This is a genomic window from Spongiivirga citrea (genome assembly GCF_010671565.1).
Taxonomy (GTDB): Bacteria; Bacteroidota; Bacteroidia; order Flavobacteriales; family Flavobacteriaceae; genus Spongiivirga; species Spongiivirga citrea.
The window spans coordinates 207,542-231,823 of sequence record NZ_JAABOQ010000001.1 but is presented as its reverse complement, the minus strand read 5'-3'; the positions used below and the strand labels follow the sequence as shown (position 1 = coordinate 231,823).

Genomic DNA, 24,282 nt, shown 5'->3' with positions numbered 1-24,282 from the left:
TTATACAACTAAATATATAGTTATTTAACGAAATATTTAGTTTTCGAGACCAAATAATTCTGAATTCATAACTCTTCAATCATAATTGAATCAACTATCTTCGCAGCAAATTTTTTAAATGGATTTTTTGTTTATAATAGGAGGGCTGATTTTTTTGATTGTAGGCGGCAATCTTCTGCTAAAAGCTGCAGTAGGTTTATCACTACAACTTGATATCCCAAAAATCGTGATCGGTATGACGGTAGTATCGTTTGCCACATCAGCGCCCGAACTTATTGTAAGTATAAAAGCGGCCTTAGACGGCTCTCCTGATTTAGCAATGGGGAATGTAATTGGCTCTAATATTGCGAATTTGGCTTTAGTATTAGGGGTTACCATTTGTTTATCACCCATTTTAGTCCAAAAAGCTTTTTATAAGACTGATTGGCCAATGATGATGTTCACATCTGTTCTTTTGTATTTCTTTATCTATGATGATGGGGTACTAGCACATTACGAAGGAATTATTCTAGTCGTTTTACTTGTTGTTTTCTTAATCTACCTATTGCGTTTTCAAAAGCCCGCTGTTGTAGATGAAGCTCCTGAAGATGATGAACTGATTCCGCTTTATCAAATTGTCGCGTTTCTGTTTCTAGGTGGTTTAGGTCTTTGGGGTGGATCCGAACTATTGGTAGAAGGGGCTAAAAATTTGGCCACTGCTTTCGGAGTGAGTGAACGTATTATCGGTGTTACTATTGTATCGGTCGGTACTAGTATTCCGGAATTAGCAGCATCGATAATAGCAATTATTAAAAAGGAGAAAGCTATTTCCCTTGGAAATTTAATAGGATCAAACATTTTTAATATCGCTGCTGTTCTTGGAATTACCTCAATCATTACCCCAATTACAGTTGTTGATAAAGGATTGCTTACTAGTGATATTTTCTGGATGTTGGGAATATCCTTCTTGGTATTTCCACTAGTGTTTTTACCAAAGGGCTTGCGATTAGGTTGGCGAGATGGTATAGTTCTATTGGGCTTGTACGCTGGGTTTTTATATATAACCTTGACTTAATCTTCCCTCGAAAAATATATGAACAAATTCTAAATTGTTGCTGTTCATATTGATTTTTGACTAAGAATAAAACAATTAGCTTTTTTAAGTTAGTGCTTCATACCTCAGGAAATAATCTGAAAACCTAATGGTATTTTATATCATTCTTAGTATATCAGAAAACGGACTGTGCACTTCAGTTTTTATCAGGATAATTTTCTTGTCAACCATCCACTCTTCCCTGCTGTTGCAATTGCATAAGGTGCAATCCAAAACAAGCCGAATGTAAATAATAGGCTATAGCTGTATGCATAAAAAGATTGTAAAGAATCATGGCGCTTTGCATAAAATAGAATCGGGAAAGTGGACAGGATTAAAATACTCACCAATGCTGAACTCAAGAATAACAATGGATGTGTTACAATAAATAGAAGCATAAAAATAAGAAAGGGATAGGTCATCACTATCTTAAGAAATTGACTTATAAAAAGCAATCTGGTTCCAGTTTTAGAGCTATTTCGAAAATTGGTAAATACGTATTTTGCCATTGCAATATTCTCCCTTACGTTGCTTCGTCCCCAACGTATAAACATCTTGTACAACGATTTGTATCGCTCAGGAACGTTAGTATAGGCAACAGCGTTTCGCTGGAATAGTACATGCTTACCTTGTTTTAAGATCATGTTAGTCATGGCGCGATCTTCTCCAATATCCGAAGCTTTACCCATAAAAGTTTGATTTATCCATTCTGGCAAGCATTTTAATACTGCATCTCTTCTGTAAGCAGCAAGAGCCCCAGGGGTGCATAAAACTGATTTGAATGTGCTTTCTGCCGAGCGTACAAATTCGAAACTCAACACAAAACTAACATCGAGCATTTTAGGAATTAGCGCTTTTTGATTATTCAAAACTCTAATATTTCCAGCAACGGCTCCACAATTCTCATCTTTAGCAAATGGGCTTACTAAATTTCTTAAGGTTTCTTCTGTTACAATAGAATCACTGTCTACGGTAATAAAAACATCGCCATTACCTTGATTGAAACCACGATATAGCGCGTGACGTTTGCCCATATTTTTGGGTTGTTGGCTAATAAGAACTCTATCACCTAATTCTTCTTTTGCTTTTTGCATCCAATACCAGGTATCATCCTGACTACCATCGTCGATTGATAATAGTTGAAGTTTTTCTTCTGGGAAATTGCTTTCAGCTAGACTTTTTAAGGTAGCATAAACTTGCTTTCCTTCGTTATAGGCAGGAACAATTACAGTACAGCTTGGTAATTCTTCGTCTGTAACCGATTTTATTGATCTGTATGAAAAATAACGGTAAAGTAGTATACTAAAGAAACCGGCTTTGAAAATCAGCAATCCGAGCGCTATCATGGTAAATACATTACCCAATACTGACTCTTTTCTTTCTAAATGAAATAATTCAAAATCACTTTGAAAATGAGCTATAAGATAAACTCCCAATAACAACAATAGAATTGTGCCGGTGATAACTAACATTCCAAGTCGCTTAGGATTGGTCTGTCCAGCTGTATTGATGTTTTTATATAAGTTAAATAGGTATTGATCAGTTCTCAGTTTAGATGATAACTTCTCGATTTGAAGATATGATTTCATGCGTACACTTAATGCTTTAGAATTGATATGCTGTTGGTTATACGCTGGTTATTTTTGTTTGGATTTTTTCACCGGTTAATTTTAACATAGCATTATAATCGATAACGTTTTAGTACTAGGTAATGCTTCTCTCTATGGAGTTTTTTGAAAATTTCTAAATAAAAAAAGGTCACCTATAACAAGATGACCTTTTAGAATTATTATTAGATCTAGCTAATTAAACATCAGCAGATTTTACAGTTTGAATAATTCTTCCCGCAATTTTATATGGGTCACCATTAGAAGCTGGACGACGATCTTCTAGCCATCCTTTCCATCCTTTTTCTACAGTGATAATAGGAATACGGATAGAAGCTCCACGATCAGAAATACCATAGCTAAAGTCACGTATTGAAGCTGTTTCGTGTAATCCTGTTAAACGTTGATCGTTAAACTCACCATACACAGCAATATGCTCTGCAGTAACTGGTCTGAATGCTTCACAAATTTTCTCATAAACTTCTTGAGATCCACATGTTCTTAAAGTAGTGTTAGAGAAGTTAGCATGCATACCAGAGCCATTCCAATCACCTTTTACAGGTTTTGGGTGATATTCAATATAGTATCCATATGATTCCGTTAAGCGGTCTAATAAATAGCGAGCGATCCAAATTTCGTCACCTGCCTTTTTAGCACCTTTTGAAAATAATTGGAATTCCCACTGTCCAGCGGCAACTTCTTGGTTAATCCCTTCAAAATTTAATCCTGCAGCAATACAAAGATCAGCATGTTCTTCAACAAATTCACGACCCCATGTGTTTTTTCCACCTACAGAACAATAATACATTCCCTGTGGGCCAGGATATCCACCAATTGGGAAACCTAGAGGTAGTTGTGTATTTACATCCATAATAAAGTATTCCTGCTCGAAACCGAACCAGAAGTCATTATCATCATCATCAATAGTTGCTCTTGAGTTTGATTCGTGCGGAGTACCATCAGCATTTAAAACCTCAGTCATTACTAAATAACCATCCTTTCTTACAGGATCAGGATAAATTGCAACTGGTTTCAATAAACAGTCAGAAGATCCGCCCTCTGCTTGCTGGGTAGAACTTCCATCAAAAGACCATACTGGACAGTCTTCAAGTTTACCACTAAAATCGTCTTCAACTTTTGTTTTACTTCGAAGATTAGCTGTTGGTTTATAACCATCAAGCCAGATGTACTCTAATTTAGATTTACTCATAATAGGTGATTCTTTTTTTGAACTAACAAAATTTCGTTGCAAATATATATTTTTTTAATAAGGACCTTTAAAATTTAAGGGGTAAAATATTGAAATGTAATATATATTTATCAACACCCTAAAAAAGTAGGGGGTTCAAATATCAAAAATTGATAATTAGCAATATATTTGCTTAAAATTAAGGATATGTCAACTTTAAGATTTGATGCACTGAAGAAAACAATGGAACGCACCCCTATTACCATTGTTGATAACGAGAAACGATCGGCACTTTTTGGGGTCAATGTTTTTAATGAACAAGCAATGCGCCAATATCTTACTGGTGATGCTTTTACAAGCGTTCAGGATGCAATAGTTAATGGGGCCAAAATCAAAAGAGGAGTGGCAGATCAGATTGCTGCTGCTATGAAAGACTGGGCTATGTCGAAAGGTGTAACGCACTATACACATTGGTTTCAACCTTTAACAGGAGCTACAGCGGAAAAGCATGATGCCTTCTTCGAATTATTAAATTCAAATCAGGGGATTGAACGATTTGACGGTGGGCAGCTAGTACAGCAAGAACCTGACGCATCTAGTTTTCCGCATGGAGGAATAAGAAATACTTTTGAGGCAAGAGGATATACCGCTTGGGATCCTTCGTCTCCTTCATTTATATATGGCACTACTTTATGTATACCAACAGTTTTTGTATCCTATACTGGAGAGGCATTAGATTATAAAACTCCACTTTTAAGGGCTTTAAATGCGGTAGATGAGGCAGCTTCAGATGTCGCCAAGTATTTTGATAAAAATGTTCGCAAGGTCAATGCATCTTTAGGATGGGAGCAAGAATATTTTTTAGTGGATGAGGCGTTGGTCGCTGCAAGACCAGATTTAATGATGACTGGAAGAACATTGCTAGGTCATACATCTGCAAAAGGACAACAGTTAGACGACCATTATTTTGGAAGCATCCCGACGAGAGCTTTAGAATTTATGCGCGATCTCGAAAAAGAATGCATGCTGCTGGGTATTCCGGTTAAAACAAGACATAATGAAGTGGCACCAAATCAATTTGAGTTAGCACCTATATATGAAGAAGCTAATTTAGCAGTCGACCATAATTCATTGGTGATGGATTTAATGGGAAAGGTAGCTCAGCGCCATCATTTCAAAGTGCTACTTCATGAAAAACCTTTTAAAGGGGTAAATGGTTCCGGTAAACACAACAATTGGTCCTTAACTACGGATACGGGGGTCAATTTATTAAGCCCCGGTAAAACTCCTATGAGTAACTTACAGTTTCTTACCTTTTTTGTGAATACGATTAAGGCGATTCAAGAATATGAAGAGTTGATGCGATCAGGAATAGCATCTGCCAGTAATGATCATCGCCTTGGGGCCAATGAAGCACCCCCGGCAATCATGTCCGTTTTTATAGGCGCTCAGTTATCAAAGGTATTAAAGGAGTTAGAAGGAGTGACAGCTGGAAAATTATCTCCAGAAGAAAAAACGGATTTAAAGCTGAACGTTGTTGGGAAAATTCCAGAAATTTTATTGGATAACACCGATAGAAACCGAACGTCTCCTTTTGCCTTTACAGGAAATAAATTTGAGTTTAGAGCAGTAGGATCTAAGTCAAATTGTGCCAAACCCATGATTATTTTAAACACCATTGTGGCTAAGCAATTAAAAGATTTTAAAGTAGAGGTTGACAAGCTCGTTGATAAGAAAAGCTTGAAAAAAGATGAAGCGATTTTCAATGTCTTAAGGGAATATATTAAAGGTTCAAAACGCATTTTGTTTGATGGTAATGGTTATGACGAAGTCTGGGAAAAGGAAGCCAAAAAACGAAAGCTAAGTAATAATAAAACTACCCCCGAAGCGCTTAAAATTCAATTAGATAAATCGACCATCGATGTATTTGAAAAAATGCAGGTAATGAACAAGGTTGAACTAGAAGCGCGTTATGAGATTGAAGTAGAGGAGTACTCAAAGCGTATTCAGATCGAAGGCAGGGTTTTAGGTGATGTCGCTAGAAATCACATCATTCCAACCGCGATTAAATATCAAAACTTATTGATAGACAATGTAAAAGGATTAAAGGATATTTATGGTACTTCGTTTAAAAAAATGGCATCAGAACAAATGGAATTGATCGAGCAAATATCCACACATATTGAAAAGATCAATGCTAGCGTAACCCAGATGACTGAGGAAAGAAAAAAAGCCAATGCTTTAGACGATGCAACTAAAAAGGCTGATTCATATTGTAATTCAGTAAAACCTTTCTTTGAAGAGATTCGATATCATTGCGATAAGTTGGAGCTACTAGTTGACGATGAGTTATGGCCTTTGGCAAAGTATCGAGAATTGTTGTTTACCCGATAATTGAAATTCCAATATTTGAAATTCCAAATTCCAACGCTTATCATTCTGATTTTATGATTTGGAATTTGTGATTTGGAATTTGTAAAATGTATTTTTGCCATCATGAGTTCAGAAGTTTCCAAACGCTATTCAGGTAGAGGTGTTTCAGCCTCTAAAGAAGATGTTCATAATGCGATAAAAAATATCGACAAAGGGCTTTTTCCAAAGGCATTTTGCAAAATAGTTCCAGATTATCTTACGAATGATGATGATTATTGCCTAGTGATGCATGCAGATGGTGCAGGTACAAAGTCATCTTTAGCCTATATGTATTGGAAAGAAACTGGTGATATTTCTGTATGGAAGGGCATTGCTCAAGATGCACTTATCATGAATATTGATGATCTATTGTGTGTTGGAGCGACAGACAATATTATGTTGTCATCTACCATTGGGCGAAACAAGAATCTTATTCCTGGTGAAGTGATTTCCGCAATTATTAATGGAACTGAAGAATTGATTGGGGAACTAAAAAGCTTCGGAGTTACAATTTATTCTACTGGTGGAGAAACAGCCGATGTTGGCGATCTTGTTCGAACAATTATTGTCGATAGTACTGTAACTGCTAGAGTAAAACGATCTAATGTTATAGACAATGCCAATATTAGGGCAGGGGATGTTATTGTTGGACTTTCTTCCTATGGGCAAGCATCCTATGAAAAGGAATATAATGGGGGTATGGGTAGTAATGGTCTTACCTCTGCACGACACGATGTATTTGGTAAGTATTTAGCCGAAAAATTCCCAGAAAGTTATGACCATGCTGTTCCTTCGGAACTTGTTTACTCGGGGAATACGAAACTTCAAGATGCCGTAGAAGATTCACCCATAGACGCAGGGAAATTGGTCTTATCTCCAACCCGTACTTACGCACCAATTATCAAAGAAATACTTTCAAAATATAAAGCAGATACACTGCACGGAATGGTGCACTGCAGCGGTGGTGCGCAAACCAAAATATTACATTTTGTTGATGATCTTCATATTATTAAGGATAATATGTTTGATGTTCCACCCTTATTTAAGTTGATACAAAAACAGTCAGGAACTGATTGGAAAGAAATGTATCAGGTATTTAATATGGGACATCGCATGGAATTGTATGTAGATCCAGCGATTGCTGACGATCTAATCTCAATTACTAAGTCTTATAATGTCGATGCACAAATTGTTGGTCGAGTAGTTGAGTCTAATACCAAGAAACTAACAATAAAGAGCCAATTAGGGGAATTTGTTTACTAGTTATGCAATGTCCAGTTGGGAGGAGTAGAGACCATCCTAGTCGTCCCCATCTTTTTTATCATTCACTAATAATTCCATTAGGTAAATATCCGTAATCCTCAAGATCGGTTAGTTGATTAATCTTTTTGGTACTTCCATTTTTTAGTAAATAAAGATCATCAGTGACGTCAATTACAGATTCATAATGATGATCAGTTAAAATAATAGCCTTTGAATGTTTCTGTTCGTTAATTATCTCCTTCATCTGTTCAACATATAACGGAGCAATATGCATAAAAGGCTCGTCTAATAAAACAATTGGTCTATTAGAGAGTAATGCCAGGTAAATTTCAACCACTTGAAGTTCGCCGCCAGATAATTTGGAGGGATAGGAATTTCTATATTTTTCAAATTGAGGGAATTTTTCAATAAAAGTATTCCAATCTAACTTCAGAAATCGAAAAACCTTCTTCAATTTCATAAAACTGGGAATGGATTGTTTTTGTGAACATAAATACACCAATCTAGAGGTGTACAGCTTTCTAAGGATAGGTTTTTTATCTATTCGAATCAGCTTGTATTTAGGAGCGATACTTCCAAAAATAATATGAAGTAAGCTGCTTTTGCCTGATCCGTTATGACCTAATAAACCAGTTACTTTTCCAATTTCGGCTTTTAGATAAACACCTTTCAATATATTTTTGTCGCTATAATTAAGCTCAATATTATCAACTTCTAATATCATAAAAAGGCTGTCTTTAGTTGAATTACTAAAATGCTTAAGAGGATATCTAAACCAATAAAAAATAAGAATAATGCACGTTTAGAAATTCCCATATTGTGATAAAAATGAAGGACATTGTTTCGTTTTGAGCTAGCATAACCCCATAATACAAGTATTGAGCAAAGTATTTTGGTTGCCGTAAAAGCAACATTATCACCAGTTAAAAAAAGTAGTAGCAATGAAATAAGCCCAGTTGGAATAAGAAATTGCCTATAAAAATGGAAAATTGCGGTTAGTTGCATTCTCGAAAATTAGAATAAGAATATGAGTGAACAAAAAGATTAACACTGCATTAGGGAAACACTCAAAAAATAATCAAAAAGTGTACCTTTACGCTCCTACAATTGGTAATGATTTATGCTAGAGAAACTACAGATAGTAAAACAGCGATTTGATGAGGTGAGTGATTTAATCATTCAACCTGATATTATTTCTAATCAAAAAAAATACGTTCAACTAAACAAGGAGTATAAGGACTTAAAAGCATTAGTTGATAAACGAGAGATTTATATAGAGCTTACTAATAATATTGAAGAAGCTGAAGAGATTATTGCTGATGGAAGTGATACAGAAATGGTCGAAATGGCCAAAATGCAGTTAGACGAAGCCAAAAGCGAGCTACCTAAGCTTGAGGATGAGATTAAGTTTATGCTTATCCCAAAAGATCCTGAAGATGGTAAGAATGTAGTTGTTGAGGTTCGAGCGGGAACAGGAGGCGATGAGGCTAGTATTTTCGCCGGAGATCTTCACCGAATGTATACTAAATATTGTGAAGGTAAGGGCTGGAAAGTGAGCGTTATTGATTTTAGTGAAGGTACTGCCGGAGGTTTTAAAGAAATTCAATTTGAAGTAACTGGAGAGGAAGTATACGGAACTTTAAAGTTTGAAGCAGGCGTGCATCGCGTGCAACGTGTACCGCAAACGGAAACACAAGGTCGTGTGCATACAAGTGCTGCAACTGTTATGGTGCTTCCAGAGGCTGAAGAGTTTGATGTACAAATAGATCCTAAAGATGTGCGGATCGATTATTTTTGTTCTTCTGGGCCCGGTGGGCAATCGGTTAACACAACCTATTCTGCGGTTAGACTAACCCACGTTCCTACGGGATTGGTAGCCCAGTGTCAGGATCAAAAATCACAACATAAAAACAAGGAAAAAGCCTTTAAAGTACTGCGTTCTCGTTTATACGATCTAGAACTTGCCAAAAAACAGGAAGAGGACGCTGCTAAACGAAGCAGTCAGGTAAGTAGTGGAGACCGCTCCGCTAAAATTAGAACCTATAATTACCCACAAGGCCGGGTTACCGATCATAGAATTAATCTTACACTGTATGATTTGCAAAATATAATCAATGGTGATATTCAGCGAATTATTGATGAATTGCAATTGGTACAGAATACAGAAAAGCTAAAAGAGGCTGGTGAGGTGATTTAAAACTAAGATATAAACTATTTAAAAAGAGTCGATTAGCTTCTGTTAATCGACTCTTTTTGTATTTTGTGTTTAAATAAAAATAATTGGCCAATATTGACGTTGTGCCAGCAGTGTTTAAACCAATAGAGTAAAACAATAAATTCAACCACAAACCATGAAAAAGCTATTTTTCATTAGTGTCCTAAGTCTTTTTTCGGCTAGCATTTTTTCACAATCCTATATCGGATTTCTATCAGACAATTATAAAGGTGTCCACGGTGTTGTAGTAAATCCAGCTACAATTGTAGATACCCCATATAAGGCTGATATCAACCTAGCTTCCTTAAGCGGCTTGGGGGATAATGATTATTATGGTGTTTCCTTTTCTGATCTTCTCAAAAGCGATTTCGATTTTGAGCGCGATGCGATAGCTTCTCCTTCAGATGCCAATAGCTATATTATTACCGCTGATGTTTTAGGACCTTCATTTATGTTCAATATAAAACCAAAACATTCAGTTGCGGTTTTTACAAGAGCGCGCCTGTTCGCAAATGTTAATGATATTAATGGTGAGTTATTCGAAACAGTGACTAACGATTTTGACTCCGATCAGGATTTTGTTGTAAACGCAAATAACTTTTTTGGAACCACACACGGTTGGGGTGAAGTAGGAGTTTCGTATGCAACCGTACTTATGGATAAAGGAAATCACTTCTTAACTGGTGGAGTTTCTTTTAAGTATTTACAAGGTCTTGGTAATGCATATGCTGAGGGTGATGTTAACTTGAATTATGATGCCGATGGAACAGCACCTAATATTGCATCCTACGATTCTAGTGGTGCTTTTACCTACGGTCGTAGCAGTAATCTAGCAGGTGATCTTGAAAATATTGAATTGGTAGATGGTGCTAATGGCTTTGGAGCAGATGTTGGTTTCTCCTATGAATATAGACCAGATGGCACAGGAGATACACATGGGGATCCTACAAGATATAAATTAAAAGTAGGTTTATCAGTAACTGATATTGGTTCATTAAGCTATAAAAACAGTACTCAAGCGTTGTATAATCTTAATGCTGTTAATATTAGTGAAGCAGATTTCGATAGTGTGAGTTTTGAAGATGCAATTCGAAATGTATATACCTTTCAAGAAGCCGACGAGGATTTGGACCCACGCTTACCAACAGCTGCTCATTTATTTGTTGATTATAAAATTGTTCCAAAAATATATATTAATGCGAATGTTGATTATTCCTTGGTAAAATCAGCTACGAGAAATAGTAGTAGCGTTGTGACTAATGCATTTATTACCCCCCGATATGAGAGCAAATGGTTTAGTTTTTATATGCCTGTGGGATATAAAGAGTATAGCGGGTTTTCATGGGGAAGCGGCTTTCGTTTTGGACCGTTGTTTGTAGGTTCTGGATCTATTTTATCGAATGTTATTAATGATGAATCTCAAGGTGTTGATGTATATGCAGGACTTAAAGTACCATTGTATCGAGGTAAACCGAGAGATAAAGATGGAGATGGCATTGTGGATAAAGAAGATGCCTGCCCTGAAACTCCAGGGCCAATTGAAAATGGAGGTTGCCCCTGGCCAGATCGCGATGAAGATGGTGTTTATGACAAAGATGATAAATGTCCCGATGAACCAGGTAGAAAAGACAATGAAGGCTGTCCTATTTTAGATAAGGATGGTGATGGTGTCAATGACGATGTAGACATTTGCCCAGATGTTGCTGGTGATCCTGAAAATAATGGCTGTCCTTGGCCAGATACTGATGGTGATGGTGTTTATGATAATGATGATGATTGCCCTAATACCGCTGGTACTGTCGCTGGAAAAGGATGTCCCGAAGTAACTGAAGAAGTTGTAGAACAGCTAAATGAATATGGTAAAACTATTCTCTTTGATCCAGATAAATCATCTTTTAAAAATGAATCGTTCACTGTTTTACAAGAAATGACTGCTGTGATGAAACAATATCCAAGTGCAAGATTTAGATTAGAAGGACATACAGATAGCAGAGGAGAAGAGGCCATGAATCAACGACTTTCAGAACTTCGTGTGAATGCAGTACGTGATTATTTAATAAAAAATGGTATTGATGCTTCTCGTCTAGAAGCAGTAGGATTAGGAGAGAAATTTCCTGTTGCTACCAATATGTATATGGCGGGACGAAAACAAAACCGACGTGTCGAGATTAAATTGATTAATTAAACCAAAACGAATACGTATTTTTGAAGCCCAGGCATAATGTCTGGGCTTTTTGTTTTAAATAAAAGAATATGACCACCCAAGAACTTGTTGATCAAATAGAAAAAAAGAAATCGTTTTTATGTGTAGGTTTGGATGTCGATCTTGAAAAGATCCCAGCTCATTTATTAGAAGCCGAAGATCCAATTTTTGAGTTCAATAAGGCCATTATAGATGCAACCCATGACCTTGCGGTCGCTTACAAACCAAATATCGCTTTCTTCGAGACCTATGGTGTAAAAGGGTGGGAATCACTCAAGAAAACAATTGATTACCTAAACGATAATTACCCTGATATTTTTACAATAGCCGATGCTAAGAGAGGCGATATTGGAAATACTGCAACTCGCTATGCAAAAGCATTTTTTGAAGACCTAGCGTTCGATTCAATCACTGTAGCGCCCTATATGGGTAGCGATTCTGTTGAACCTTTTTTAGAATTTGAAGATAAGCATGCTATACTATTGGCATTGACTTCTAACAAGGGAGCATTCGATTTTCAAACCAATGAAATCGATGGAGAGGCCTTGTATAAAAAGGTACTTAAAACATCTTCTACTTATCAAAATAATGATCGATTAATGTATGTGGTTGGTGCTACTAAAGCTGAATATTTTACCGAGATAAGAAAGATCATCCCAGAAAGTTTTTTATTAGTTCCAGGTGTAGGGGCGCAAGGAGGGGACTTACATGCAGTTTGTAAAAATGGAATGAATGACCAAGTCGGATTACTCATTAACTCTTCGCGCGGTATTATTTACGCAGGAAATGGAACCGATTTTGCTTCGAAGGCTCGAGAAAAGGCGCTGGCACTTCAACAAGATATGCAGGTGATTTTAGAAGCTCGCTAAGATGACTATTGTAGACCAACTTGAACGCAGTATTAAACTTTCTTCTACTCCAAAACGTATTGTTTCGTTAGTTCCTAGTCAGACAGAATTGATTTGGGATTTAGGCCTAAAGAAAGAGCTAGTAGGTATTACCAAATTTTGTGTTCATCCAGTTTCACTACGAAAAGAAAAAGCTGTTGTTGGCGGGACAAAACAAGTTCATTTTGATAAAATAAAGGCTTTAAGACCAGATATCATTCTTTGTAATAAAGAGGAGAATGACAGATTTATGGTCAAAGAGCTAGAGAAGATTGCTCCTGTTCATGTATCAGATGTTCAAAATTTAGATGATACAATGAATCTAATTCAACAGTATGGAGAAATTTTTGACACAGTCGAAAATGCAAGTTCACTTTTAGAGAATATATCTGATGCCGTTAGAAGATTAAAAGATCAAATAAGAACAAGGCCAGTAAAAAAGGTGGCTTATTTTATTTGGAAAGATCCTTGGATGCTTGCAGGTAAGACCACATTTATTAATCATTTGTTATCGATCAATAAATTTGAAAATGTCGCTACTGAAGATCGTTATCCTGAAGTAGTTTTAAATGAATTTTTGAGGACAGCTAAACCAGAATTAATTCTCTTGTCTTCAGAACCCTTTCCATTTTCAAAAAAACATATTAGGGAACTATCTGAAAAAACAGATATACCTGTAGAACTGGTAGATGGGGAGTATTTCTCTTGGTATGGCTCGAGATTGTTGAAAGCTTTTGATTACTTTGAAAACCTTAGATACTAAAGGTCGCCGATTCGTATTTCTTTAAAGACCTTAGTATTTTATTTGCCTCGTGTGCAAAGAAATCACTTAATCCAGCATCAGTTTGTTCCATGCTGTATGACTTCTCCCAAAATAATTGATATTTGCGCTTTAACTCAGCCAATGGCCAACCCAAGTCGCTGGCTACTTTTGTAGCTCCCACCCTGCATAATTGTGACTTTTTCATTGATTGAAGTTTTAAATCAATATATGTACGTCAAAAAGCAGGCCAATAGTTGTAGTAAATACGTTAAATAATTGTAAATAATGTAGTTAATTACCTTTTGAGACTAAAATGACCTTTTAGTACATCATTGTCAGTAGTAATAGCTTGATACCAATAATCTGAGGAAGGAAGTGGTTTTCCTAAAAAGAAACCATCCCAGCCCACTGAAGTCGGAGATATTTCCTTTAATAGTCTACCAAATCTGTCATAAATGCGAATTACTCTAATAGGAATATCTCCAGTATCTGGAAGTATATATTGCCAAGTATCATTAAATCCATCTCCATTCGGTGTAAAAAACTTTGGAAAAACATTAGGCAGTTCTAGGCGAATACTTCTATCAACTATACCACAACCTCCTTTATCTCTAACATAAACAGTTATAAGTCCTGCAGTTACCCCTGAGAAAGCATTAGAATCCTGATAAGGACCATCTATATTGTCCAAAGAAAATTCATAGTCACCAGTTCCCGATATTTGAATTGTAAGATCGAATAAACCTTGTTCTAAGACAGTTTCAATATTGGTAATATTAGCAGGTTCTGAACCGAATGTAGCAGTAAAGCTATTTGATCGTATACACTCCGTAGTGGTGCCATTAGAAGGAACATCGACAACATTATAAGCTTCATAGCGGTAGTTTCCTTCTTCGGTTAGTTCTATTGTGTTTTCTTCTGAGAGTAGTGTTTCTCTTCCAATGTTATCTATGCTAAACCACCTAAAGCCGTCAGCCACATCATTTGTCGTTATTGTTGTCGTATTGCCGTTACAAATTCCTATTGCATCAAAAGGCTCAATTTCAGGTCTAAAATCAATTAATTCATTCGTGACAGGATCAAAAAATGGTCCACATCCGAGTATGGTAGAAAATGACTGTTGCTGGCACCCTATTGCATCGCCTGCATCATTGAAAGGTATGATAGTGATATAAAAAGTTCGATTAGGCTCAAAATCGATTACCAACGTTTGATTGGCAGTAAATACTCCCTCATCTAAGATGTCATTATCAAAGGGAGAACTTCCTATTGAAACGCGATAACCAGTAGCATCTGCTATATCCTCCCATTGTATGAGTGGTGTAAGGGGAACATCAGTTTCTCCATTGGCAGGACTAATAAGGGCAGCGCAGGTAGGAGGTGTTGCCAATATACTGGTCGTAAATGATTCAGATTGACAATTAATAGCACTTCCTATGGCGTTATAGGGTGTAATACGAACGAATATCTCCGTGTTATTTGGGAAATCTACTGGAGGATTATATGATAATACATTACCTACATCGATATTATTGGCTATGTTACCAGTACCAGGAATTGTCTCAAGCGTAAGAAAGTATCCTGTTGCTCCAAGAACATAATTCCAGGAAACATTGGTAGCTATATTAATTCCCATTGCCCCATTTGGAGGGCTACTTAAAGTTGCACATTCTGGAACATTTGTTACTGCTTCTGTGGTAAAGGAATAAGTAGCGCAAACAATTTGGGGTCTATTTAAAAAGAACAGGCTAATTGTGGCATATACCTGAGTGTTTTGAGGTAGACCTAGTTGCGGACTAAACATAGTTTGGCTTCCAGTAGGTTGTCTGTCAACAATATCGGTTCCGCCAGGAGTTGTGCCTAATGAGATAATGTAACCCGTTACACCAACTTCCTGGGTCCAACTAATGGTGGCGTCGATTGGAACATTGGTCGCACCATTTGAAGGAAAAATAGGTGTAGGACAGTCTTGGGCCGAAAGAAAAACAGCCGAGCAAAAGAATAGAATAAAAGGAATGTACTTTTTTAGCCCAAGTTTCATACTTGCGAACAAGATAATAGTTTTCCGTTCACTGTGTACAGTAGAGACTCAGTTTTAACTTGTTTTTTACTTTCTATTCCGCTTTTAGGTGATGCATTTTTGCGAGAAGCTTATTCGCCTCATATTCAAAAAAGTCACTTAGGCCTGCATCTGTCTGTCGAAAATTATAAGCCTTTTCTATCATTTCTTGATAGCGTTTTTCAATAGAAATTCGATTTAGTTTACGTCGGATTTTGGTGGCAACACGTTTCATAATTTTAGCTGGTTAGTAGAACTTAAATATAGTTAATTAATTGATAATTAACACTTTATTTTGTTGTTAATTTTTTTGTTAGAATAAGTTTTACTGTTCTAAACTTCTCAATTAACAACCTGTAAATTGAAGCAGTTGGTAATGACTTTTATTGTAACTACCTTTGACCATTAAAATAATTGCTTGTTAAATTATACGATATACGAAAACCCTCAATCGACTGATTGGGTTACTTTTGTTCATGGAGCAGGAGGGAGCAGTACCATTTGGTATAAGCAATTAAGGGCTTTTAAGGCACATTATAATATCTTATTACTTGACCTAAGGGGGCACGGAAATTCGAAAGCAGCGCTAAAAGATGCTTTTGATAAACGTTACACTTTTCAATCTATAGCTGATGATATTTTAGAAGTTATTGACCACCTAAAGATTAAAAATTCTCATTTTATTGGCATCTCTCTAGGTACTATCATTATTCGTCAACTTGCTGAGGTACATCCACATCGTGTAAAGAGCATGATTATGGGTGGAGCGATTATGAAGCTCAATATACGTTCGCAGATTTTAATGCGGGTAGGTATTGTATTTAAGTCATTGATTCCTTATTTATGGTTGTACAAGTTTTTTGCTTTTATAATCATGCCGAACAAGAATCACAAAGAATCGCGCTCGCTTTTTATACGTGAGGCTAAAAAATTATACCAAAAAGAGTTTATTCGTTGGTTTAAGTTGACAGCAGAAATCAATCCTCTACTTCGGTTCTTTAGGCAGGTTGAATTAAAAATCCCTACTTACTATGTAATGGGAGAGGAAGACTATATGTTTTTACCATCGGTTAGAAAGGTAGTTGATGCACATGCGTTTTCGTCTTTATGCGTTGTCCCGAACTGTGGACATGTTGTTAATGTCGAGCAGCCTGATTTTTTCAATAAGGAGACGATTAAATTCTTATCAGGAGTTTAATTTTTTTGCGTCACCTCTATCACACATTTTGAGTATTCCCTTTAATCTTAGTTATAAGCTAAAAACAGAAGGTTGATGAATTTTCATGTTCTTTTTTAAAATGAATAACGGGTGCTATTCAATAAAAAGAGGCGCCATTTACATTGTAAATGACACCTCACCTTAAAAACTAAATAACCAAAATTAGTTTTCCTTTATTGGATTGTTATGATTGCGTAATCAAACCAAACCCAATTTAATTTTGATCTCCAGGTCCGATATTAGGATTTGCATCAATTTCTGCTTGTGGAATTTTGAAAATCCAATCATCATTAATTGATGGTCTATCTTGTTGATAAGCTTCTTGGTAAAGTACTGCTGATGCACCTGAACCTCCGTCGGCAGCATGATCAATGCCTTCATCCCAACGAATTTTATCAGTATAGCCAAATCCTTCTCCCCATAACTCTAAACGTCTTTGAAACTTGATGTGCTCCATTAACAATTCTTGCGTGTTAAATACGGATGAATCGTAAGCACTATCCCGTTCAGAACCTAGCGGATCGAGAGCTGCTTGTGCGCCAGCGATATCACCCATCATGGCTTTAGCTTCCGCTTCAATTAAATACATCTCTGATGAACGCATATAGATCACATCATCAGGATCAATAGAACCCGGATTTGCATTCTTCATCTTGAAGTGCATGTATGGGTGTAAGTTAAACCTTGTAGTAATACCGTATACAGCATTTAACGAATCTACAGCAGCATCGAAAACAGCTTCATCTGTGAAGTTAGGATCGTTACCAAAACCTCCTTGTCCATTCGCTGCTGAGGTATTGGTGTTTGGTGCACCTATTATGAAGACATCTTTTCTGTAATCAGTATCCGGAATTGCATCAACCAATCTTCTATCCGCAATCTTAGGATTATTTCTAATTTGACTTCCGTTGAATGTGTTACTCATTAAATAAAAGTAAGAACGGAAGAAAGTGGTTTCGGCAGCGATGACGTTGCTACCCCAAATAACTTCGGGAAGTTCATTGGTATTGAATCCAGATTTCCAATCGGCCTCATTCATTATCGGATAATCTTGACGCGCTCGTATGGCAGCATCAGCTGCAGTTTGCCAATCACCTTTAGACAATGCCATTCTCGCCATAAGCCCATATGCTACATCGATATTTAGTTGCGATTTGGCAGCTGCGCCACCTCCTGGTCTAGAGGTTGCGTTTTCAAAAGCGGCTATTGCTGCATTAAGATCAGCTTCAATTTGATCATAAATCTGTTGCACTGTTGACCTTGGCTCACTTGTAAAAGGAGCTTCTGAAGAAAATAATATTGGTACACCAGGATCTGATGCCGGGTTACCAATTAGGTAACCTCTTCCGTAATGTTGTACCAATGAAAGATATGCATAAGCTCTATACGTATGGGCTTGTCCAAGTATTTCATTTAATTTCTCCGATTGTGTTAAAGTACCATCATTAACTCTATTAATTAGTAGATTGGCTCCCGCAATAATATTATAACGGTGGTACCATAAAATTCTATTCGTTAATGATGTAGGCAGGGTGTGTGAATTCCACTGCATCTCATCTCGCCATCCTAAGTTGTTGGCATTGGCTGAATGTATTAGTTCACCACTTAAATTATCCCCTAGTGGCACCCAATAATGGTTGCCTGCTCTTGCTGTATTTCCGCCTGGGAAAATCGTTTGAGATTGAGAATACAAGCCTCTGTGTAAACCATTTAAAACCAGCTGCATATTCTCTTCGTTTGCCAAAGCGTCAGAAGCAGAAATAGCATCTGTGGGTGTTGTTTCCAAGAAATCTTCTTCACATGATGTTATTGCAATCCCTAGGACTACGAACAACATAAGTTTTATATTTTTTATCATAATATTTTTTCCTTTGCTATTTTACTAAAATCCTATATTTAAACCCATTGAAATAATTCTTGACGGATTAAAAGTGTCACCTTCAGGTGTCCCCGCTAAATTAAATTGAGGATTAGCACCTGTTCTTTTACTTTTTAGATATAAGTTTTCACCTGATATTGAAAGTCTTAAGTTATCTAGGCCAAGTTGTTCGGCAATTCCCTTGTCAAAATTATAACCTAGATTCACGTTTCTAAGCGTCCAAAATGAGGCGTCTGTCAAAAATCTTTCAGAAGCTTGTCTTACTAAGTTGGGATTTCCGGCTTCTAAACGAGGGACATTGGTAATATCTCCAGGCTGTCTCCACGCATTTAGAATATCTGGGTGTAATGACTGTCCGAAAGTTCCAGCATGCATGATTTCTGCATACCCAAAATCTAAGAATTTACCACCAATACCATAGTTAACAAGAATATCTAAAGTGAATCCTTTATAACTAAGACCTGTGGCAACTGATCCTAAAAGATCAGGAATAGAACTATCCCCTGTATAAGCACGCTCGGTAGCTTGCCAATCGTTAGTGGTAGCAATTTCGCCATTAGCGTCCAATACTGGAACGCTTTCGCCATCTTCATTTAATTCATATTGCAAGAATAGCTGGTCGCCATTAGCTGGATCTACCCCAGCAGTTCTAAGGAGAAAGAAATCAAATCGCGAACGACCTTCTGCCCAACGTTGTTGGTTGAAAATAAAAGGATCTGGCAAGCTTGTAATTTCATTCTTAAATGTAGAAGCTTGTAAGGTTACATTCCAATTGAAATCATCTCGACGAATAAGATTTGCTGTTAATGCTACTTCCCATCCAGAATTGAACATGTCTCCTACATTTGTTGGAACTTCATTTAAACCATTGCTAGGTGCGATAGGTAAATTATAAAGCAGGTCAGAAGAATTTCTTTTGTAATACTCAACTGATCCTTCTAAGAAATTATCGAACAAAGCAAATTCTAGTGCTACATCAAAATTCTCAATGGTTTCCCATTGTAAGGTGGAATTACCGATGTCAGTAAATATAATTGCGGGACTTGCTGCATTAGAAGTAATAGAAAATCTAGCTTGCGAAAGGAAGAAATCATTTAAATTATCATTTCCTACCTCACCCCAAGAGGATCTAAGTTTTAAAGAATTAATAAAGTCGGCACTTTCCATAAACTTCTCCTGATCAATTCTCCATGAACCACCGACTGAATAAAACGTACCCCATCTTGTATCACGGTTGAAAACTGATGAACCATCTCTTCTAACAGATGCACTTAAATAATACTTGCTGTCAAAATTATAGTTGGTTCTTAAGAAATACCCTTCGATGGCCTTTCTTAAGGATGATCCGCCAAGGCTTACAATGTTCGAGAAATTATCAAATTCAAAGATACCATTTGCAGCTTGCACCGTCGCTAGCCCATTATTACTAGAAAATTGCCAATTAAAACTTTCATGACCAGCTGTAAAGTCTAGATTATGATTGCCGAAACTTTTATTGTACGTCAAAATTTGATTGAAGTTTTCTATCTGTCTTCTAAACCTAACCTCTCCATATCTACCATCAGGTTGGGCATCGCCAATAATTGCATTTTCATACTGCTTTTGTATACGCTCGTTAATGTCTCTACCGTAATTTAATCGAAGTCTAAGTCCGTCTAGAAGTTTCACATCGCCAAAGAACCTGAATCCGTAGGTGTTATCTCTATTTCGCTCATCGTTTAAAAATAACTCCTGCAATGCATGTCTACCCTGGTTAACTGGTCTTGAACCAATATTGAACTCAGAAAAACCTTCACCATTATCAAAAACAAGATTTCCAAAAACATCTCGAACAAGATTTCCTTGAAGATCATTGACATAAACAGGATAGATAGGACCTATATTTTTAGAAAACCTAAAAGGGTTTACAATACTTCCTGCTCCTGCGGAACTAGGCGCTGTAGTTTCTGTTATAGTAACATTAGCACTACCACCAATTGTAACATTGTCATTTACATCAAATTCTGCATTGAGCCTTGTTGTTAAACGGTCGAACCCCGAAGTAACTATAAAACTTTCCTCGTCTAGGTATGAGGCTGAGAAGAATACCTTGTGATTTTCTCCACCACCAGCAACATTCACATTATAGTTTTGTCTCACGCCAGTTCGTTCGAATACATTATACCAGTCTAAGCTTTGGTAGATTACCTGAGCATTGGGATTTAGCCGACCATCTGTACCAACAATTTGATCATTAGGTACATTAAATGGATTATATCCTAAACTATTGTAAATGTTGGCTGAGGCGAAAGCAGGATCACCTGCACCAGCGCTAGAATTTTTTAAGGCTTCCCACATTACCTCGTAATATTCACCTGGGCTCACTTCATCATAAAAAGGTATTCCGGTTGATACCAAGCCATATTGCATAGATGCATTAACCCGGATGTCTCCTTTAGTACCACTCTTTGTTGTAATGATTACTACCCCGTTCGCAGCTCTCGATCCATATAAAGATGTAGAGGCAGCGTCTTTAAGGATAGTAAACGATTCAATGTCCTCTTGGTTAATAGTATTTAAGGCACCTTCATATTGAATACCGTCAACAATAAATAATGGATCTGTACTCCCGTTAAGTGTTCCTACCCCGCGTATTACAATACCTGGTGATGCACCTGGTCCGGCAGGAGATGTAAACTGAACTCCAGTAGCTCTACCTTCAATAGCAGCAATAGGTGATGTAACATTTCTTATTTCTAAATCTTTTGAGCCAATTACACTAGCTGAACCAGTAAAGGCCTCTTTGGTAGTTGTACCGTAAGCAACAACTACGACTTCGTCTAGCTGCTCGGTATCTGTTTCTAAGGTCACGTTAATTTCAGTTCTGCTGCCTACTAAAATTACTTGTGTTTTAAATCCAACATATGAGAATACTAAAGATTCAGTTGGAGAGGCGGAAATTGAATAATTTCCATCAAAATCAGTCTGTGTTCCCCGGGATGTGCCTTGGATCACAATACTTACACCAGGTAATGGAACTCCGTCATCGGAAGTTATCACTTTTCCTGTTACTGTTTGTTGTTGCGCTATTAATGATGATGTACCAAACACCAAAAACACCAACAGTACAAAATAATTTTTCACTTTCATAAAAATTAGAATTTGTTTATAATTATTTGAGTCAGTGCAATTGGAAAAAAGGCAGGCAGTAAGAATGCGATGGCTAATTCGAATAATTACTTCTAAAAAATTTAAACAAGGTTTAGTGGGATTTTCAGATAGTAAATAAATATTCTAAACTGCTCTGCCCTGAAGCAATTGCAGATTAAAGAAAGACTAGACTATGAATTTTTTGGGTAAGACCTGTAATAGTTTACCAATCCCGATAAATAGTTACTTGTGATTTACGCTATAGCGGAACCATTTGTGACTCTAGATATTTTGAAGGAGTGCAAGAGGTCACTTTTTTAAACGACTTATTGAAAGTGACTTTGTTATTAAAGCCGACTTCGTAAGCGATATCAATAATATTTAAGTTGTTGTGAACATTGTTTTTCAACAACTCTATGGCTTCCTGGATTCTAAAATTGTTGATCAATTCAAAGAAGTTCATATTAAAATGTTCGTTGATCACCTGAGATGCACTATGTCGATTAGTCCCTAGTTTATGGGCAATCCAATCAAGACAAATATCATTTCTCCTGTAAACTTTTTCATCGTTTAATAAAAACAAAAGTCGTTCTTTAAGTTCTATTGAATAGGATGGTGTAAGCCCCGATTTTTTATACTTAAATAAATTCTTAGGGTCATTTAATTGAATTTTACCGCTAAAAGCGTCCGGCTGTACATAGGCGATATAGACCACATAAAAAATAAGTGTCATCATAATGATCAATTGTATATGACCAATAGGTGCAAAGCTTATAATTTTGGTTAAAGCACCAGCATACACTACATAGGAAACGACATAAAAACTAAATATAAAAATGATGTTTCGTTGCCAAACAAGAACGTTTTTAGGAGTTTCAGGATTTTCCTTTTTCTCTTTTAGATATACTTTCAATGTGAAGTATCCGTAGGTAGCAAGAGAAACGATTTTTGCCGTTATGATAGTGTATGCTCCTGGTAATAAAAATGCATCACCAGCGAATAAGACATTAAATTTTTCAATTCCACTCATGGCATAGTATGGCATGATATAGCTAAGTAAAATAAAGGATGGTACTAAATGCAGTAAATCAATCCATTTAAACTTATATCTAAAACTAGTTCTTTTAACATAGAAATAAATTAATGGTCCGTATAGAAACGAAAGTGTCGTTGAAATAAATAAGGTATGCGGAAGAGTATATTGAAGTTGACTTAAATGTATATTGATGTGCAATAGAAAAATGGAATGAAAAATAACAAACAAACTTATTAGCAATACACTAATTGGATCCGTTTTCTTTTTAAAATGAATGAAAATACCAGCAAAAATGCCCAGTATACCAACAAAAAAATAGATCAAATTCCAGAAGTCTATTTTCGGAGTGTACTTTTCCTTGAAGCTAATGTAGCTAGCTGATGTTTTAATTGAATCGAAAAGATGATCGTTAATAATAGATAAATCTGTTGTTGCCTTTACGTACAACTTTGTGTATTCTACTGCTCTTTCTGCTTCTCCTTGCTTTGCATAATCTAAGGCTTTCTTTTTTTGAAGCGCAACAGACTGTTCGCTACGATCGGGTACCTTAATACCTTTTAGCGGCGAAACTGATGCATTACATATGCATAAACAACATAGATATAGCGTGGTGAATGCTATTTTTTGGTTGATGAACATTAGGATCGAATTAGCCTGCTTAGTGATTTGATTTCCTAAAGCTTCATTAAATTACGATTTTTTTTGCGAGTCACCTTACTATAAGTAAACACCGATAAAAGTTTACCCCTTTTTTATGATAGTTTTAAGATTAGCAATCAATAAACCTAAAAATGAATGTTTTAATATTGAGGATTAAGCAAATTTTATGAAGAAAATTGTACTATTTCTATCACTAACTGTATCTATTTTATCATCGGGTATAATTACTGGTCAAGCCAAAACACCTTGTAATTGCTGTACCGAAAATCATTCAGCTTTTGATTTCTGGTTAGGTAAATGGCAAGTAACGAATGCTGATGGAAGTGAAGCTGGAGTAAATACTATTTCAAAAATTCAGGATAATTGTATTCTTCGTGAAGAGTGGACAAGTGCGACTGCTGGTTATACAGGTACGAGCTATAATTATTATGATGCTAACACCAAGAAATGGAATCAATTATGGTTAGACAATCAGGGTGGAGTTCTAAAACTAGTGGGTAATTATGCCAATAATAAAATGATTCTAGAATCGGAAGAACAAAAAAATAAAGAGGGAAAACTGGTCAAGAATCGAATCACTTGGACAAAGAAAAACGATGGAACCGTTTTACAGCTTTGGGAGGTAATTCATAATGATAAAGTACTTTCTACTTTATTCAAAGGAACATATACACCAATTAATGAATAGT

General features: G+C 36.4%; 19 protein-coding genes. 9 read left to right on the top strand and 10 right to left on the bottom strand.

The window, feature by feature from the left end; translation table 11 throughout:
- Positions 1-118 precede the first annotated feature (118 nt).
- The gene (locus GWK10_RS01050) at positions 119-1,054 is read left to right on the top strand and encodes a calcium/sodium antiporter (protein WP_164029045.1); all 936 of its coding nucleotides are present in this window, start codon (positions 119-121) and stop codon (positions 1,052-1,054) included.
- Positions 1,055-1,239: 185 nt separating this feature from the next.
- On the opposite strand, the gene GWK10_RS01045 is transcribed toward GWK10_RS01050, so the two are convergent.
- Together GWK10_RS01045 and GWK10_RS01040 are read right to left on the bottom strand one after the other, a co-directional pair.
- Positions 1,240-2,661: a glycosyltransferase gene (locus GWK10_RS01045; RefSeq protein ID WP_164029044.1), complete on the bottom strand. Its 1,422-nt coding sequence runs from the start codon at positions 2,659-2,661 to the stop codon at positions 1,240-1,242.
- Positions 2,662-2,878: 217 nt separating this feature from the next.
- Positions 2,879-3,889, bottom strand: coding sequence for a glutamine synthetase beta-grasp domain-containing protein (locus tag GWK10_RS01040; RefSeq protein ID WP_164029043.1), 1,011 nt, complete (start codon positions 3,887-3,889; stop codon positions 2,879-2,881).
- 186 nt (positions 3,890-4,075) lie between these two features.
- On the opposite strand from GWK10_RS01040, the gene GWK10_RS01035 reads away from it, so the two are divergent.
- Both GWK10_RS01035 and GWK10_RS01030 read left to right on the top strand, forming a co-directional pair.
- Positions 4,076-6,262, top strand: a complete 2,187-nt coding sequence (locus tag GWK10_RS01035) for a glutamine synthetase III family protein (protein ID WP_164029042.1) — start codon at positions 4,076-4,078, stop codon at positions 6,260-6,262.
- A 102-nt stretch (positions 6,263-6,364) separates the two neighbouring features.
- Positions 6,365-7,543 carry an AIR synthase related protein gene (locus GWK10_RS01030; RefSeq protein WP_164029041.1) on the top strand — a complete coding sequence of 393 codons (1,179 nt, stop codon included), beginning with the start codon at positions 6,365-6,367 and terminating at the stop codon, positions 7,541-7,543.
- 58 nt (positions 7,544-7,601) lie between these two features.
- Here GWK10_RS01030 and GWK10_RS01025 read toward each other — a convergent pair whose 3' ends face one another.
- Together GWK10_RS01025 and GWK10_RS01020 are read right to left on the bottom strand one after the other, a co-directional pair.
- Positions 7,602-8,267 carry an ATP-binding cassette domain-containing protein gene (locus GWK10_RS01025; protein ID WP_164029040.1) on the bottom strand — a complete coding sequence of 222 codons (666 nt, stop codon included), beginning with the start codon at positions 8,265-8,267 and terminating at the stop codon, positions 7,602-7,604.
- Positions 8,264-8,548, bottom strand: a complete 285-nt coding sequence (locus GWK10_RS01020; RefSeq protein ID WP_164029039.1) for a hypothetical protein — start codon at positions 8,546-8,548, stop codon at positions 8,264-8,266. The genes GWK10_RS01025 and GWK10_RS01020 overlap by 4 nt, the downstream gene beginning before the upstream one ends.
- Positions 8,549-8,663: 115 nt before the next feature.
- Between GWK10_RS01020 and prfA the strand changes: the two genes are divergently transcribed.
- The 4 genes from prfA to GWK10_RS01000 all read left to right on the top strand — a co-directional run bounded on the left by prfA (position 8,664) and on the right by GWK10_RS01000 (position 13,611).
- Positions 8,664-9,740 carry a peptide chain release factor 1 gene (prfA, locus tag GWK10_RS01015; protein WP_164029038.1) on the top strand — a complete coding sequence of 359 codons (1,077 nt, stop codon included), beginning with the start codon at positions 8,664-8,666 and terminating at the stop codon, positions 9,738-9,740.
- Between the two features lie 154 nt (positions 9,741-9,894).
- Positions 9,895-11,943: a DUF5723 family protein gene (locus tag GWK10_RS01010; protein ID WP_164029037.1), complete on the top strand. Its 2,049-nt coding sequence runs from the start codon at positions 9,895-9,897 to the stop codon at positions 11,941-11,943.
- Positions 11,944-12,011: 68 nt separating this feature from the next.
- Positions 12,012-12,830: an orotidine-5'-phosphate decarboxylase gene (gene pyrF, locus GWK10_RS01005; protein ID WP_164029036.1), complete on the top strand. Its 819-nt coding sequence runs from the start codon at positions 12,012-12,014 to the stop codon at positions 12,828-12,830.
- A gap of 1 nt (position 12,831) precedes the next feature.
- Positions 12,832-13,611, top strand: a complete 780-nt coding sequence (locus GWK10_RS01000) for an ABC transporter substrate-binding protein (RefSeq protein ID WP_164029035.1) — start codon at positions 12,832-12,834, stop codon at positions 13,609-13,611.
- Here the strand turns inward: GWK10_RS01000 and GWK10_RS00995 are convergent.
- The 3 genes from GWK10_RS00995 to GWK10_RS00985 all read right to left on the bottom strand — a co-directional run bounded on the left by GWK10_RS00995 (position 13,601) and on the right by GWK10_RS00985 (position 15,905).
- Positions 13,601-13,816, bottom strand: a complete 216-nt coding sequence (locus GWK10_RS00995; RefSeq protein WP_164029034.1) for a hypothetical protein — start codon at positions 13,814-13,816, stop codon at positions 13,601-13,603. The two genes, GWK10_RS01000 and GWK10_RS00995, sit on opposite strands and share 11 nt — an antisense overlap.
- Before the next feature lie 90 nt (positions 13,817-13,906).
- Positions 13,907-15,652: a T9SS type B sorting domain-containing protein gene (locus tag GWK10_RS00990; RefSeq protein WP_164029033.1), complete on the bottom strand. Its 1,746-nt coding sequence runs from the start codon at positions 15,650-15,652 to the stop codon at positions 13,907-13,909.
- Positions 15,653-15,725: 73 nt separating this feature from the next.
- On the bottom strand, positions 15,726-15,905 hold the full coding sequence (locus tag GWK10_RS00985; RefSeq protein ID WP_164029032.1) for a Lacal_2735 family protein: 180 nt from the start codon (positions 15,903-15,905) through the stop codon (positions 15,726-15,728).
- 183 nt (positions 15,906-16,088) lie between these two features.
- On the opposite strand from GWK10_RS00985, the gene GWK10_RS00980 reads away from it, so the two are divergent.
- Positions 16,089-16,868, top strand: a complete 780-nt coding sequence (locus GWK10_RS00980) for an alpha/beta fold hydrolase (protein WP_164029031.1) — start codon at positions 16,089-16,091, stop codon at positions 16,866-16,868.
- Between the two features lie 235 nt (positions 16,869-17,103).
- Here GWK10_RS00980 and GWK10_RS00975 read toward each other — a convergent pair whose 3' ends face one another.
- The 3 genes from GWK10_RS00975 to GWK10_RS00965 all read right to left on the bottom strand — a co-directional run bounded on the left by GWK10_RS00975 (position 17,104) and on the right by GWK10_RS00965 (position 23,572).
- Positions 17,104-18,747: a RagB/SusD family nutrient uptake outer membrane protein gene (locus tag GWK10_RS00975; RefSeq protein ID WP_164029030.1), complete on the bottom strand. Its 1,644-nt coding sequence runs from the start codon at positions 18,745-18,747 to the stop codon at positions 17,104-17,106.
- Between the two features lie 24 nt (positions 18,748-18,771).
- Positions 18,772-21,897, bottom strand: coding sequence for a SusC/RagA family TonB-linked outer membrane protein (locus GWK10_RS00970; RefSeq protein WP_164029029.1), 3,126 nt, complete (start codon positions 21,895-21,897; stop codon positions 18,772-18,774).
- A gap of 259 nt (positions 21,898-22,156) precedes the next feature.
- Positions 22,157-23,572, bottom strand: coding sequence for a helix-turn-helix domain-containing protein (locus tag GWK10_RS00965; RefSeq protein WP_164029028.1), 1,416 nt, complete (start codon positions 23,570-23,572; stop codon positions 22,157-22,159).
- Positions 23,573-23,759: 187 nt separating this feature from the next.
- On the opposite strand from GWK10_RS00965, the gene GWK10_RS00960 reads away from it, so the two are divergent.
- Complete coding sequence (locus GWK10_RS00960) at positions 23,760-24,281, top strand: hypothetical protein (protein ID WP_164029027.1); 522 nt, start codon at positions 23,760-23,762, stop codon at positions 24,279-24,281.
- The last annotated feature ends 1 nt before the right edge of the window (position 24,282 follow it).

Bases quoted from the DNA above. Each gene is read 5' to 3' on its own strand.
- GWK10_RS01050 (WP_164029045.1), top strand. From the start codon at position 119: ATGGATTTTTTGTTTATAATAGGAGGGCTGATTTTTTTGATTGTAGGC.
- GWK10_RS01045 (WP_164029044.1), bottom strand. From the start codon at position 2,661: ATGAAATCATATCTTCAAATCGAGAAGTTATCATCTAAACTGAGAACT.
- GWK10_RS01040 (WP_164029043.1), bottom strand. From the start codon at position 3,889: ATGAGTAAATCTAAATTAGAGTACATCTGGCTTGATGGTTATAAACCA.
- GWK10_RS01035 (WP_164029042.1), top strand. From the start codon at position 4,076: ATGTCAACTTTAAGATTTGATGCACTGAAGAAAACAATGGAACGCACC.
- GWK10_RS01030 (WP_164029041.1), top strand. From the start codon at position 6,365: ATGAGTTCAGAAGTTTCCAAACGCTATTCAGGTAGAGGTGTTTCAGCC.
- GWK10_RS01025 (WP_164029040.1), bottom strand. From the start codon at position 8,267: ATGATATTAGAAGTTGATAATATTGAGCTTAATTATAGCGACAAAAAT.
- GWK10_RS01020 (WP_164029039.1), bottom strand. From the start codon at position 8,548: ATGCAACTAACCGCAATTTTCCATTTTTATAGGCAATTTCTTATTCCA.
- prfA (WP_164029038.1), top strand. From the start codon at position 8,664: ATGCTAGAGAAACTACAGATAGTAAAACAGCGATTTGATGAGGTGAGT.
- GWK10_RS01010 (WP_164029037.1), top strand. From the start codon at position 9,895: ATGAAAAAGCTATTTTTCATTAGTGTCCTAAGTCTTTTTTCGGCTAGC.
- pyrF (WP_164029036.1), top strand. From the start codon at position 12,012: ATGACCACCCAAGAACTTGTTGATCAAATAGAAAAAAAGAAATCGTTT.
- GWK10_RS01000 (WP_164029035.1), top strand. From the start codon at position 12,832: ATGACTATTGTAGACCAACTTGAACGCAGTATTAAACTTTCTTCTACT.
- GWK10_RS00995 (WP_164029034.1), bottom strand. From the start codon at position 13,816: ATGAAAAAGTCACAATTATGCAGGGTGGGAGCTACAAAAGTAGCCAGC.
- GWK10_RS00990 (WP_164029033.1), bottom strand. From the start codon at position 15,652: ATGAAACTTGGGCTAAAAAAGTACATTCCTTTTATTCTATTCTTTTGC.
- GWK10_RS00985 (WP_164029032.1), bottom strand. From the start codon at position 15,905: ATGAAACGTGTTGCCACCAAAATCCGACGTAAACTAAATCGAATTTCT.
- GWK10_RS00975 (WP_164029030.1), bottom strand. From the start codon at position 18,747: ATGATAAAAAATATAAAACTTATGTTGTTCGTAGTCCTAGGGATTGCA.
- GWK10_RS00970 (WP_164029029.1), bottom strand. From the start codon at position 21,897: ATGAAAGTGAAAAATTATTTTGTACTGTTGGTGTTTTTGGTGTTTGGT.
- GWK10_RS00965 (WP_164029028.1), bottom strand. From the start codon at position 23,572: ATGTTCATCAACCAAAAAATAGCATTCACCACGCTATATCTATGTTGT.
- GWK10_RS00960 (WP_164029027.1), top strand. From the start codon at position 23,760: ATGAAGAAAATTGTACTATTTCTATCACTAACTGTATCTATTTTATCA.